This window comes from Streptomyces sp. RG80 (assembly GCF_040446465.1).
Taxonomy (GTDB): domain Bacteria; phylum Actinomycetota; class Actinomycetes; order Streptomycetales; family Streptomycetaceae; genus Streptomyces.
Genome location: NZ_JBEAAJ010000004.1, coordinates 562,596 through 574,754 on the forward strand (window position 1 = coordinate 562,596; position 12,159 = coordinate 574,754).

The following is a 12,159-nucleotide window of genomic DNA, read 5'->3' on the forward strand; positions in this document are numbered from 1 at the left end:
CATACGCGGACGTGCGGTTCCGGCACTACTGGCGCCAGTGCCGCCGAGGCCAGTCTGAGAGCCGTGGGGACATACCCCACCCCCGTACCTCTCAGGGAGGCGTCATGCCCCACGAACGGCACCACGGACTCGCCCGCCACTACGTCGAGATGATCCTCGCGATGCTGGCCGCCATGCTCGTCCTCGGCGCGGCCCTCAGGGGCGTACTGGCCCTCGCCGACCTCACCTACGGCATGGCCGGCCATCCCGAACTGGTCACGCTGGAAATGGCGTTCACGATGTCGGCCGGCATGGCGTTCTGGATGCGCCGACGCGGTCACGCCTGGCCGGGCATCGCCGAGATGTGCGGCGCGATGTTCCTCCCGGCCCTGGTCCTCGTACCCCTGCTGTCCTGGGATCTAGGTCCCCGGGTACGGCGATGACGTGGGAGCACCTCGCGATGCTGCCGCTGATGTTCGCCGTCCTGCTCCGCCGCCGCACGGAGTACGCGGCATGAGCGCGCCCTCGGCGATCCGTCGCTGGCCCACAGCCCTCGCCCTCACTGTCTGGGCCGCCCAGGCCGCGGCGAGCACCTCCGACACCCTCGACGACTCGGTCACCGGCTTCGCGGAGATCCTCCCCCTCCTACCCCTGCTCTACGTCGTCATCAACCAGACCGGCACCCCGAGGTCGACCTGGCCGGTCCTAGGCGGCGGCCTGGCGCTGGTGTTCGGCCTCCAGGCCCTGGACCTGGTCTCCCCGGCGGGCGTCATGGTCGGCCTGGCACTGGCGGTACTGCTGTGGGGGATGGTCCGGGGCACCCCACACGGGAGGGAGAACCTGGCGCTACAGGCCGCGGGGGCGGTTGTCTTCGGCGCACTGGCGGTGACGGGCCTGCTGGTCGACCCGGACCTGGGCCGCTGGTTCGTGGCAGCGGGCTGGTTCTGCCACGGCATCTGGGACTTCGCGCACCTGACGCTGGCGAGGCTGAAGGGGGTGGTGGCACCGACATTCGCGGAATGGTGCGCGGTGGTGGACATGCTGGTGGGGATGGAGCTGGTGTTTCTGACGTAGGGGAACTGGACCCACCCAGGGGCGCGGGGCCGTATCGCTTTGCGGCTCCGCCGCGCGGGCGCGACCAGCCACACGCAGCCCGCACCCGCAAGACGACCCCAGCCCCTACGGCGCCCCCGGTCACGCGCTCCGGCGGCCGCTACCGAATCATGCGGCGAGCTCACCCACCCAGGGGCGCGGGGAACTGCGCGACAAGCCACGACGAACCCGCACCTCCACGACGGCCCCGCCCCCCACCGCGCCCCCGGTCACCGCGCCCCCGGTCACCGAGCCTCCGGCGGCCGCTGCCGAGGCATGTTCGGTCGAGCGCCGCCGGCACTGGGCGGCAAGGGGAACCGTCCCTGCACCACATTCCCGTCCGACCGCCCCGCCCCCGCCACCGCCGCCTGAATCCCCAGCGGCGCCGACCCCGTCCGGAACTCCACCATCCAGTCCGCGGTCTCCACCCGCACCAGCTCCGTCACGTCCTCGGAGAACCGCCGCAGCACCCCGAGGCACCGCTCGGCCGCCTCACCCGCGGTCCCCTCGGTCGGTCCCAGCACCTCCCGCACGCTCTCGGAGGCCCAGTCGAACTGAAGTACCTGGAGCCGCCGCTGCACGGCCTGCGCGGTGGCCACGTCCCTTATCCAGCCGGACGTCACACCGAAGAACCGGTCCACGGCCACGCACGCGACGGCGAGGAGCAGCGCCAGATATCCCCAGGTGGCGCCCCCGCCGATCACCCCGGTGAGGTCCAGCAGGGGCAGCGAGGCCCCGGCGACCGCACCCGCCGCCGCACCGGCCCGCAGCGCCCGCGCCCCCCGCCGCTTCCACATCCGGTCCGCGAGGTACCACGCGGCGGTGTCGAGCGCCCCGCGCTCCACCCACCGGTACAGCTCGTCGAGCCGGAGCGCGGGCTCGCCCCAGTCGCCGAGCGGAAACGTCCGTCCCGTCAGGTCGTCCGGCCGCGGCCCGGCCGCCTCCCCGCCCCGCCCGTCCTGAGGAGGATCCTCGGGCTGCATCTCCGGCTGACCCACCCGGCACTCCCTACTGACCACGACGAACACGCACGAGCACGCTGTGTGACGCATGATGCTGACGCGCCGGACCCTTCCTACCGCCCAATGGGTGGCGAAGGGATAGCTTTCGCCTCTTTTCCCCTCGGAAGTGGCCCTTGATCAGGTATAGGACTCGACGGCATCTCACTCGAAAGAGTGCTGGAGCGATGGCTGCGCAGACCACGTAGGCTCGTGACAGACGTAAGAGCACAGCAGGACCCAGGCGGAAAACAGCAGGGAGCTGATCGTGATCCCCGGTGGTGGCCAGCCCAATATGCAGCAGCTGCTCCAGCAGGCCCAGAAGATGCAGCAGGACCTGGCGAACGCGCAGGAGGAACTCGCGCGGACCGAGGTCGACGGCCAGGCGGGCGGCGGCCTGGTGAAGGCGACGGTCACCGGCTCCGGTGAACTGCGCGCCCTGAAGATCGACCCCAAGGCGGTGGACCCGGAAGACACCGAGACCCTCGCCGACCTGATCGTGGCGGCCGTACAGGCGGCCAACGAGAACGCCCAGACCCTCCAGCAGCAGAAGCTCGGCCCGCTGGCCCAGGGGCTGGGCGGCGGCATTCCGGGCCTGCCTTTCTAAGACGGGCGTCGGCCAACTACGGTACGTACCCAAGGAACCCAGGAAGGACGGCAGTCCGTGTACGAAGGCGTGGTCCAGGACCTCATCGACGAGTTGGGGCGGCTGCCCGGCGTCGGTCCCAAGAGCGCGCAGCGGATCGCCTTCCACATCCTGCAGGCCGAACCGACGGACGTACGGCGGCTCGCGCAGTGCCTGATGGAGGTCAAGGCGAAGGTCCGCTTCTGCGCGACCTGCGGGAACGTGGCGCAGGAAGAGCTGTGCAACATCTGCCGCGACACCCGCCGCGACCCCACCGTCATCTGTGTGGTGGAGGAGCCGAAGGACGTCGTCGCGATCGAGCGCACGCGCGAGTTCCGCGGCAAGTACCACGTCCTCGGCGGCGCCATCAGCCCGATCGAGGGTGTCGGACCCGACGACCTGCGGATACGAGAACTTCTCGCGCGGTTGGCCGACGGGACGGTCACGGAGCTGATCCTGGCCACGGACCCGAACCTGGAGGGCGAGGCCACGGCCACGTACCTCGCCCGCATGATCAAGCCCATGGGCCTCAAGGTCACCCGCCTGGCCAGCGGCCTCCCGGTGGGTGGCGACCTGGAATACGCGGACGAGGTGACCCTCGGCCGCGCCTTCGAGGGGAGACGACTTCTAGATGTCTGACGCCACACTGCACGCGACCGCCCAGAACCCGGACGACTTCGCGGTCCAGATCGCGGACCAGGTGGAGAGCTTCCTGGTGGCCGTCACCGAGGTGGCCAGGGGCGACGAACCGGACTCCGCCGTGCCCTTCCTCCTCCTGGAGGTCTCCCAGCTCCTGCTGGCCGGCGGGCGCCTCGGCGCCCATGAGGACATCGTCCCCGACGAGCGCTACGAGCCCGACACGGGCCCGGACGCCGACGTGGACGAGCTCCGCGAGAACCTGGCGCGGCTGCTGGACCCGATCGACGTCTACTCCGAGGTCTTCGACCCCTACGAGCCCCGCAAGGCTCCGGTGCCGGCCCGGATCTCCGACGACCTGACCGATGTCATCACCGACCTCCGCCACGGCATGGCCCACTACCGCGCGGGCCGCACCACGGAGGCCCTGTGGTGGTGGCAGTTCTCCTACTTCTCCAACTGGGGCTCGACGGCCTCCGCGACCCTGCGCGCCCTTCAGTCGGTGGTGGCCCATGTCCGCCTGAACCAGCCCCTGGAGGAGCTGGACGGCCTGGACACGGACCAGAGCATGGGCGACGAGACCCTGGAGATGGAGGCCGGCAAGGTGATGGCGGAGGAGATCGCGGGCCCGCTGGGCCTGCGGCCGGTGCAGTAGGGCGGCTCGCCCTCCGGCGCCCCCGTCACGGCCCCCACAGCCCCCACAGGCCCTTCCCCACGGCCGTGACCCCGCCCGTCAGGGCGAGCAGCAGTACGAGCAGACGGGCCCGCTGTTCCGGTGTCCGGGCGGCGAGCCCTCTGCCGATGACCCCGCCGAGCGCCATCGCGACGGCGACGGACACCCACTGCGGTGCGCGCAGCTCAGGGAGCCCGTTGGAGGCCACGGAGAACGCGTTGACGACGACGCCGTAGAACATGGCGTTCGGTACGAACTCCCGTACCGTCCAACCCGCGTTGACGGCGTACAGGGAGATCGGCGGGCCGCCCACGCCGGCCGCGGAGTTCATGAACCCGCCCGCCGCGCCCGCCGCGATCGCGCCCCGGGTGCCGCGCAACGCCGGTATCCGCACCCCTCGCATGATGACCAGCACGGCCACGGTCACCAGCCCGCCCATGACCAACAGCAGCCAGGACTCGGGGAGTCGGCGGGTCACCCAGGTCCCCGCCGGGACCGTGCAGGCCGCCGCCACGCACAACGGCACCATCGCGGCCGGGCGCACCCGCCGCCAGCCGCCGGCCAGCCCCACGACACAGATCACCCCGGCCGCGCAGTTGGCGAGCACGACCCCCTGGGCGGGGCCGAGCAGCAGGATGAGCGCGGGTACGGCGACCAGGGCGAAACCCATGCCGGTGAGCCACTGCACGGAGGAGCCGAGCAGCACGATCCCGGCCAGCAGCAGTATGTCGCCCACTCGCCCCACTCCGTTCGTCGTCCGGGCGCGGTACGGTCGCCGCGCCTCCGGGAGGGTACGCCCTGGTGATCACCTCCGGGGGAAAGTGGCGTTGAGTGATCGAGCCGTCACCGCAGGTGAGTTGGGTCTTCGTTGGACGTCCCCTGTACGACGCCTGCACGGTCGCTAACCGGTGTCACGCGAATCTGGAGTCACTTCCTCGACAGGGACCGGAACCCGGGACCGCAGACAGAGAGAGGAAGCAACCCCCCTCGCCCGCACTGGAGTTGACATGACCCGTCGCCCGATAACCAAGCGCGCAGCCATCATCGCCGCCACCGCCCTCGTCGCCGCCGGCACCGTCACCGCGGGTGTCAGCCTCGCCGGGCCGGAGTCGCCGAAGAAGCCCACGAAGAAGGAGATCGCCGGCCTCTTCGACGGCTGGAACAAGTCGCTCCAGACCGGTGACCCCGAGATCGTGACCGAGCGGTACGCCGACGACGCGGTCCTGCTGCCCACCGTCTCCAACAAGGTCCGCACCGACCACGCCGGTATCGAGGACTACTTCGAGCACTTCCTGCTGAACAAGCCGGTCGGCAAGAAGATCGAGACCCACATCAACATCCTCGACAGGAACTCCGCGCTCGACGCCGGCGTCTACCAGTTCACGCTGACCAACCCGGACACCGGCGCGAAGAGCGTGGTCAAGGCCCGCTACACGTACGAGTACGAGAAGCGGGACGGCGAGTGGAAGATCGTCAACCACCACTCTTCGGTGATGCCCGAAGGCTGATCCGCACGGACAGCCCGCCCCCGGGCGCGTCCCCGAGAGTCACGGTCCCGTTGTCGTCGGTCACCAACTGCTTGACGACGGCGAGACCGAGGCCCGAACCGGAGCGCCCGGTCAGGCCCTGACCGCGCCAGAAGCGGTCGAAGGCGCGGGACTTCTCCGCGTCGGACATGCCCGGTCCCTGGTCGAGGACCGAGAGCAGGACCTCCTCGCCCCGCGTCTCGACCCGGACGGTGATCGTGCCCCCGTCGGGCGACACCTCCAGGGCATTGGAGAACACGTTGTCCAGCACCTGGTCCAGATGGCCGGGGCTGGCCAGCACAAGCAGCCGGCCGTCGGCGGTACTCCCCCCTAGCGCGATGGTGACTCCGCGCTCGTCGGCGGCCGGCCTCCACACCGCCAGTCGTTCGGCCACGATGTCGAACAACGGCAGCGGTTCGGCCGCCGTCACCTTGGCCTCCGCCCGCGCCAGCACCAGCAGGCCGTTCACCAGACGGCTCATCCGGACCACCTCCGCGGTCGCCTGCTCGACGTCCTCGCGGACGAACTCGTCGTCCACCCCGTCCGCGATGTTGTCCAGCGACAGCCGCAACGCGGTGAGTGGGGTACGGAGTTGGTGCGAGGCGTCCGCGACGAAGATCCGCTGCGAGGCGACCAGCGTGTCCAGGCGTTCCGCGCCCTGGTTCAGGGTGCGCGCGAGCGTCTGGGTCTCCGGCGGGCCCGTCACGGGGGAGCGGGCGGTCAGGTCGCCGTCGCTGAACTTGCTGGCCATGGCGTTGAGTTCGCGCAGGGGCGCGGTGATCCGGCGGGCGGCGTATGCCCCGATCGCGGCCGCGGCCGCCAGTACGAGCGCGGCGAGTCCGGCCCGGAAGCCCCAGATCTGCCACAGCCGCTTCGTCATGTCCGAGGTCGAGTAGACGATCCGTACGGCCGCGTCGCCCTCGACAGGGACCGTGACCGTCAGATGCCTGCCCCAGACGAAGTCGGAACCCCAGTCGGTCGTCGGCTCGTTCTCCTCCACGGCCCGGGTCAGCGCCGCGTCCGCTGTAGGCCTCTCCAGCTTCGGGTCGCACTCGGCGGTGGGGGTCGCCTGGACGTCGCCGTAGGCTCTGGCCACCTTGGTCAGTGCCTCGCACGAGGCCCGGTCGCCGTTGCCCAGCAGTAGCGCCATGGTGTTCGCCTCGCGCAGGACGGACTGTCTGGTGTCGTCCCGCAGCTGCTTGGTGAGCGTGAAGGCGACCGGCACCGTGAACAGGAAGATCGCCACCGCGACGAGCAGGATGTAACTGCGGATCAGTTGCCGGTTCATGAAGCGTTGCCGTCGCCCTTGACGATCTCCAGCCGGAAGCCGACGCCTCGGACCGCCTCGATGCTGATCGCCCCGGCCAGCTTCCGCCGCAGCGCCGCCACATGGACGTCCAGGGTCTTCGTCGGCCCGAACCAGTTCGCGTCCCAGACCGCTTCCATGATCTGCTCGCGCGACATCAGCGCGCCCGGCTCCTCGGTGAGGAAGGCCAGCAGGTCGTACTCCTTGGGCGCGAGCGCGACCTCCGCGCCGTCCAGGTGGACCCGGGCCGCCTTGCGGTCGACGGTGAGGCGGTCGCCGTACCGGTCGGGACCGGCCGCGCCCGCTCCGGTGCGCGGCTGCGCGCGCCGCATCACCGCTCTTATCCGCGCGATGACCTCGCGCACCCCGAACGGCTTGGAGACGTAGTCGTCCGCGCCGAGCTCCAGCCCGACCACCCGGTCCGTCTCGTCGCTGCGCGCGCTGATCACGATGATCGGCACGTCCCCGCGCTCACGCAGCGCCTTGCACACGTCGAGCCCGTCGGTGTCGGGCAGCCCGAGATCGAGGAGTACGACGTCGTAGGGCTCCGTGTGCCTGAGGGCCGCCCCGCCCGTGGTGACCCAGGCCACCTCGAAGCCGTAACGCAGCAGTCCGCGCCGGAGTGACTCGGCGACCGGCTCATCGTCTTCCACCAGCAGTACGCGCACAGGCGAACCCTAATGCTTGAAGTTTAAAGACGGTCGGTCGCCGAGCCTCTCAGCCCGCGATCACCACAGGACGGGCAGCCGCTCCGGGATCCGCTTCATGAATCCGGTCCGCCACACCAGCTGCTCGACCGGCACGGCCAGGGCCAACCGGGGCAGCCGCTCCAGCAGCACCGCCAGGGCGATCTCGGCGTGCCTGCGGCCCAGCGCGGTGGCCGGGCAGTAGTGCCGGCCGCCGCCGAAGGAGAGATGCGCGGCGCTGTTGGCGCGGTCGAGGTCGACGGAGTGCGGGTCGGGGAAGGCGTCCGGGTCGAAGTTGGCGCCCTCGACCAGTACGAGGACCAGCTCGCCCGCGCGCACCTCGACCTCCCCCAGCTGCACGTCCTCCAGCGCCAGCCTCGGCAGCCCGTCCCCGATGGACAGGTTGATCCTCAGCAGCTCCTCCACGGCCGCCGGGATCCGCTCCGGATACGCGACCAGCTCCTCCTGGAGCTCCGGCCGCTGGATCAGCGCCAGCAGGGCCATGGTCAGGAACCCGGACGTGGAGATCACGCCCGCCCCGAACATCGTCACCCCGACCGTCGCGAGCATCTCGTCGGTGAGGTGGGCGTACTCGGGGTCCGCGCGCAGGGCGGCCAGCTCCGCCATCAGACCCGTGGTCGCCGGGTCGTCGAGGCGCTCGGTCATGTACGCGATGTCCCGGTCCCAGTTGAGCCGGGCGCCCGTCACCGGGCATGCCGAGTTCATGAACGCGATGTCCAGGCTCCGCATCAGCTTCGGCGCGTCCGCGTACGGGATGCCGAGGAGATGGCAGTGCATGCCCGCCGAGTACGGGTCCGCGAAACCACCCCGCAGGTCCGCCGGGGCGCCCTCGCGGACCATCCCGTCGACCAGCTGACCGGCGTACGACCGCATCCACTCCACGAGCCCCGGGCTCTTCGGGTTGAGGGCCTTCAGTACGGCCTTGCGCAGTCCGGCGCCCGTGATGTTCCCCATGTTGTTGACGACCTCGGGCGGGATCGTCAGCGCGTACTGCCGGGGCACCCCCGGCGCCGAGGTGTCCTTCAGGCTGAAGCGGGGGTCCTCGAGGACCCGCTTGCAGAGCTCGTACGACGACACCAGCCAGGCCTCGTCCCCGGCGATGGTGCGCACGCGGCGGACGGGTGCGTCGATGCGCAGCTCCTCGACCTCCGCCGGGAGCTGGTCGCCGCGCCAGGAGAACGGGAAGTCGACGATCAGGTCAGCGGCGGACAAGGTGCACCTCCTCGGCGGGCGTGACGATCGCGTGGCCCTGGTTGCGGGAGGCGCGCAGGCCCGCGCCGGGGGCGTACAGCAGCTCGGCCATCGGCAGCAGCTGGTGGTAGCAGTTCAGGGAGGACGGCACGCCGAGGATGGCGGGGGTGTCCAGGAAGAGGGGTGCCTCGGCGCAGACGTAGGCCAGGCAGACCTCGCGCTGGGCCTCGGTGACGTCCTCGATCTTGCCGGAGAGGAAGGTGCCGACGAGCTGTTCGCAGGTCGTGCGGAACTCCTCGTCGGTGCCGAGGCGGGCGGTGAGGTGCTCGTGGAGGTCGCGGTAGGCCGACCTGGCGCGGAGCTCCGACATCGCGTGGGCCCGTAGGCGCGTGCCGCCGGGGTCGACGGCCTGGACAGCGCCCAGCACCTTGGCCCGTACGCCGCGCAGGTTCTTCACCGCCTTGCGGCGCGCGTCGTCGGCCGGATAGCCGGAGGCCTCGTACATCTCGGCCACGTGCAGGTCGGTGTAGACGAAGTCCACCCGCTCGAACAGGGCCACCGACCAGCGGGCCAGGTCCAGGACCCGGCGGGCGGAGAAGTAGCTGTTGCCGGGGGAGACGCCGATGACGGCGTGGTCGCCGGCGGCTCGGATGACCTCGCAGTGCGGGGTGAAGGGGCGGACCTCGAAGAGGTCGGCGGGAGTGACGTGCTGGATCTCTGCGGTCGCAGTCGTCAAGGGAAGGAAGTCCTTCGCGCGTCGCTAGTCCCGGGGGAGCCGTGTGCTCCTGGTGTGGCGACGACGACGCGAAGTTAGCGTTCGACTACGGAGAGCGTCAACGGGTGACCTGGCCCACTTTGCCGAGTGTTCACCGTGGGGATGGGCAGGGTCGTGCTGGGCGTCCGGGTCTCACCATGTGGTTTCACGAAGGTCGATTTCGGACGCTCGTTAGACTGAGCCGACCGCAGTACATATGCGTATGTGCGGATAGTGACTGAGTGAGCGAGGAGCGCACGTGGGCCTTGTCGTGCAGAAGTACGGAGGCTCCTCCGTAGCCGATGCCGAGGGCATCAAGCGCGTCGCCAAGCGGATCGTGGAAGCGAAGAAGAACGGCCACCAGGTGGTCGTGGTCGTTTCCGCGATGGGCGACACGACGGACGAGCTGATCGATCTCGCCGAGCAGGTATCTCCGATGCCCGCCGGGCGTGAGTTCGACATGCTGCTGACCGCCGGAGAGCGTATCTCCATGGCCCTGCTGGCCATGGCGATCAAAAACCTGGGCCACGAGGCCCAGAGCTTCACCGGCAGCCAGGCAGGCGTCATCACCGACTCGGTCCACAACAAAGCCCGGATCATCGACGTCACGCCCGGCCGGATCCAGGAGTCCCTCGACAAGGGCAACATCGCCATCGTCGCGGGCTTCCAGGGCGTCAGCCAGGACAAGAAGGACATCACCACGCTCGGTCGTGGTGGCTCCGACACCACCGCCGTCGCCCTCGCCGCCGCGCTCGACGCCGAGGTCTGCGAGATCTACACCGACGTGGACGGCGTGTTCACCGCCGACCCGCGCGTGGTGAAGAAGGCGAAGAAGATCGACTGGATCTCCTTCGAGGACATGCTGGAGCTGGCCTCGTCCGGCTCCAAGGTGCTGCTCCACCGCTGCGTGGAGTACGCCCGTCGCTACAACATCCCGATCCACGTCCGGTCCAGCTTCAGCGGACTCCAGGGCACGTGGGTCAGCAGTGAGCCGATCAAGCAAGGGGACAAGCCGGTGGAGCAGGCGATCATCTCCGGTGTCGCGCACGACACCTCCGAGGCCAAGGTCACGGTCGTGGGCGTGCCCGACAAGCCGGGCGAGGCCGCCACGATCTTCCGCGCGATCTCGGACGCCGAGATCAACATCGACATGATCGTGCAGAACGTGTCCGCCGCGGCCACCGGTCTGACGGACATCTCCTTCACGCTCCCCAAGACCGAGGGCCGCAAGGCCATCGACGCCCTGGAGCGGCACAAGGCCGGCATCGGCTTCGACTCCCTGCGCTACGACGACCAGATCGGCAAGATCTCCCTGGTCGGCGCCGGGATGAAGACCAACCCGGGCGTCACCGCCTCCTTCTTCGAGGCGCTGTCCGACGCGGGCGTGAACATCGAGCTGATCTCCACCTCGGAGATCCGTATCTCGGTGATCACCCGCGCCGACGACGTCAACGAGGCCGTGCGCGCCGTGCACACCGCCTTCGGTCTCGACTCCGACAGCGACGAGGCCGTCGTCTACGGGGGCACGGGACGCTGATGGCCGGGACAGGGTCCGGGCGACCGGGGCGGCCGACGCTCGCGGTCGTGGGCGCGACCGGAGCCGTCGGCACGGTCATGCTCCAGATCCTGTCCCAGCACGCGGACATCTGGGGCGAGATCCGTCTGATCGCCTCCCCGCGCTCGGCCGGCCGCAAGCTGGCCGTGCGCGGGGAGCAGGTCGAGGTCGTCGCCCTCACCGAGGAGGCCTTCGAGGGGGTCGACGTCGCCATGTTCGACGTCCCCGACGAGGTCTCCGCGCAGTGGGCGCCGGTCGCCGCCGCGCGCGGCGCGGTCGTCGTGGACAACTCGGGCGCCTTCCGGATGGACCCGGAGGTGCCCCTCGTCGTCCCCGAGGTCAACCCGCACAGGGCACGCGTCAGGCCGCGGGGCATCATCGCCAACCCCAACTGCACGACCCTGTCGATGATCGTCGCCCTCGGCGCGCTGCACGCCGAGTTCGGGCTGCGCGAGCTGGTGGTGTCGTCGTACCAGGCGGTGAGCGGGGCGGGGCGGGCCGGTGTGGAGACACTGCGCCAGCAGCTCGCGATGGTCGCCGGTACGGAACTGGGGACCCACCCCGGAGACGTACGGCGGGCCGTGGGCGACAACACCGGGCCGTTCCCGGAGCCGGTCGCGCTGAACGTCGTGCCGTGGGCCGGGTCGCTGCGCGAGGACGGCTGGTCGTCGGAGGAGATGAAGGTGCGGGACGAGTCCCGCAAGATCCTCGGACTGCCGGAGCTGCCCGTCGCGGTCACCTGTGTCCGGGTGCCGGTGGTCACCACGCACTCGCTGACCGTCCACGCCCGCTTCGAGGGCGAGGTCACCGTGGCCAAGGCGCGGGAGATCCTCGCCACCGCGCCGGGTGTCGTGCTGTTCGACAACCCGGCCGCGGGGGAGTTCCCGACCCCCGCCGACGTGGTCGGCACGGACCCCACCTGGGTGGGCCGGGTGCGCCGGGCGCTGGACGACCCGACCGCCCTGGAACTGTTCGTCTGCGGCGACAACCTGCGCAAGGGCGCCGCGCTCAACACCGCGCAGATCGCCGAACTGGTGGCGGCGGAATTCACGGGTGGCTGAGCCCGGTGAGTTTGTAAGATCTGTGAACCAAGTGTGAGCCGGTCGACGCTCCGGAT

At 70.3% G+C, this 12,159-nt stretch carries 14 protein-coding genes; 8 read left to right on the plus strand and 6 right to left on the minus strand.

Annotated features, from left to right (window positions below):
• Positions 1-104 precede the first annotated feature (104 nt).
• Positions 105-422, plus strand: coding sequence for a hypothetical protein (locus ABKA17_RS16700; protein WP_353692831.1), 318 nt, complete (start codon positions 105-107; stop codon positions 420-422).
• A gap of 70 nt (positions 423-492) precedes the next feature.
• Positions 493-1,053 carry a hypothetical protein gene (locus ABKA17_RS16705; protein WP_353692832.1) on the plus strand — a complete coding sequence of 187 codons (561 nt, stop codon included), beginning with the start codon at positions 493-495 and terminating at the stop codon, positions 1,051-1,053.
• A gap of 263 nt (positions 1,054-1,316) precedes the next feature.
• On the opposite strand, the gene ABKA17_RS16710 is transcribed toward ABKA17_RS16705, so the two are convergent.
• Positions 1,317-2,069 carry an SLATT domain-containing protein gene (locus tag ABKA17_RS16710; RefSeq protein ID WP_353692833.1) on the minus strand — a complete coding sequence of 251 codons (753 nt, stop codon included), beginning with the start codon at positions 2,067-2,069 and terminating at the stop codon, positions 1,317-1,319.
• A 268-nt stretch (positions 2,070-2,337) separates the two neighbouring features.
• Between ABKA17_RS16710 and ABKA17_RS16715 the strand changes: the two genes are divergently transcribed.
• Genes ABKA17_RS16715 through ABKA17_RS16725 form a run of 3 tightly spaced genes read left to right on the plus strand, consistent with a single transcriptional unit; the run spans position 2,338 to position 3,985 of the window.
• A complete protein-coding gene (locus ABKA17_RS16715; protein ID WP_079309378.1) occupies positions 2,338-2,676 on the plus strand; it encodes a YbaB/EbfC family nucleoid-associated protein in 339 nt (112 codons plus the stop codon).
• Positions 2,677-2,733: 57 nt separating this feature from the next.
• Positions 2,734-3,333, plus strand: a complete 600-nt coding sequence (gene recR / locus ABKA17_RS16720) for a recombination mediator RecR (RefSeq protein WP_353692834.1) — start codon at positions 2,734-2,736, stop codon at positions 3,331-3,333.
• Complete coding sequence (locus ABKA17_RS16725; protein ID WP_353692835.1) at positions 3,326-3,985, plus strand: DUF5063 domain-containing protein; 660 nt, start codon at positions 3,326-3,328, stop codon at positions 3,983-3,985. Before recR ends, ABKA17_RS16725 begins: the two co-directional genes overlap by 8 nt.
• A 25-nt stretch (positions 3,986-4,010) precedes the next feature.
• Here ABKA17_RS16725 and ABKA17_RS16730 read toward each other — a convergent pair whose 3' ends face one another.
• The gene (locus tag ABKA17_RS16730; RefSeq protein ID WP_502994266.1) at positions 4,011-4,730 is read right to left on the minus strand and encodes a TSUP family transporter; all 720 of its coding nucleotides are present in this window, start codon (positions 4,728-4,730) and stop codon (positions 4,011-4,013) included.
• Between the two features lie 280 nt (positions 4,731-5,010).
• Here ABKA17_RS16730 and ABKA17_RS16735 point away from each other — a divergent pair, with 280 nt between their 5' ends.
• Entirely contained in the window at positions 5,011-5,511 is a 501-nt protein-coding gene (locus tag ABKA17_RS16735; protein WP_353692837.1) for an SgcJ/EcaC family oxidoreductase, read from the plus strand.
• Here ABKA17_RS16735 and ABKA17_RS16740 read toward each other — a convergent pair.
• From ABKA17_RS16740 to ABKA17_RS16755, 4 genes are read right to left on the minus strand one after another with little or no spacing between them, the layout of a single operon-like run.
• Positions 5,477-6,817: a sensor histidine kinase gene (locus tag ABKA17_RS16740; protein WP_353692838.1), complete on the minus strand. Its 1,341-nt coding sequence runs from the start codon at positions 6,815-6,817 to the stop codon at positions 5,477-5,479. The genes ABKA17_RS16735 and ABKA17_RS16740 overlap by 35 nt on opposite strands.
• Complete coding sequence (locus ABKA17_RS16745; protein WP_353692839.1) at positions 6,814-7,503, minus strand: response regulator transcription factor; 690 nt, start codon at positions 7,501-7,503, stop codon at positions 6,814-6,816. Before ABKA17_RS16745 ends, ABKA17_RS16740 begins: the two co-directional genes overlap by 4 nt.
• Before the next feature lie 60 nt (positions 7,504-7,563).
• Complete coding sequence (locus ABKA17_RS16750) at positions 7,564-8,754, minus strand: cytochrome P450 (protein ID WP_353692840.1); 1,191 nt, start codon at positions 8,752-8,754, stop codon at positions 7,564-7,566.
• Positions 8,741-9,469, minus strand: coding sequence for a cyclodityrosine synthase (locus ABKA17_RS16755; RefSeq protein WP_353692841.1), 729 nt, complete (start codon positions 9,467-9,469; stop codon positions 8,741-8,743). Before ABKA17_RS16755 ends, ABKA17_RS16750 begins: the two co-directional genes overlap by 14 nt.
• Before the next feature lie 277 nt (positions 9,470-9,746).
• Here ABKA17_RS16755 and ABKA17_RS16760 point away from each other — a divergent pair, with 277 nt between their 5' ends.
• Together ABKA17_RS16760 and ABKA17_RS16765 are read left to right on the plus strand one after the other, a co-directional pair.
• The gene (locus ABKA17_RS16760) at positions 9,747-11,024 is read left to right on the plus strand and encodes an aspartate kinase (RefSeq protein ID WP_353692842.1); all 1,278 of its coding nucleotides are present in this window, start codon (positions 9,747-9,749) and stop codon (positions 11,022-11,024) included.
• Positions 11,024-12,103 (plus strand): aspartate-semialdehyde dehydrogenase, encoded by a 1,080-nt coding sequence (locus tag ABKA17_RS16765; protein ID WP_353692843.1) that lies wholly within the window; start codon positions 11,024-11,026, stop codon positions 12,101-12,103. The genes ABKA17_RS16760 and ABKA17_RS16765 overlap by 1 nt, the downstream gene beginning before the upstream one ends.
• The last annotated feature ends 56 nt before the right edge of the window (positions 12,104-12,159 follow it).

What these genes read in the sequence shown, in the direction of transcription:
- ABKA17_RS16765 (WP_353692843.1), top strand. Translation starts at nt 11,024, where the DNA reads ATGGCCGGGACAGGGTCCGGGCGACCGGGGCGGCCGACGCTCGCGGTC.
- ABKA17_RS16700 (WP_353692831.1), top strand. Translation starts at nt 105, where the DNA reads ATGCCCCACGAACGGCACCACGGACTCGCCCGCCACTACGTCGAGATG.
- ABKA17_RS16735 (WP_353692837.1), top strand. Translation starts at nt 5,011, where the DNA reads ATGACCCGTCGCCCGATAACCAAGCGCGCAGCCATCATCGCCGCCACC.
- ABKA17_RS16725 (WP_353692835.1), top strand. Translation starts at nt 3,326, where the DNA reads ATGTCTGACGCCACACTGCACGCGACCGCCCAGAACCCGGACGACTTC.
- ABKA17_RS16705 (WP_353692832.1), top strand. Translation starts at nt 493, where the DNA reads ATGAGCGCGCCCTCGGCGATCCGTCGCTGGCCCACAGCCCTCGCCCTC.
- ABKA17_RS16740 (WP_353692838.1), bottom strand. Translation starts at nt 6,817, where the DNA reads ATGAACCGGCAACTGATCCGCAGTTACATCCTGCTCGTCGCGGTGGCG.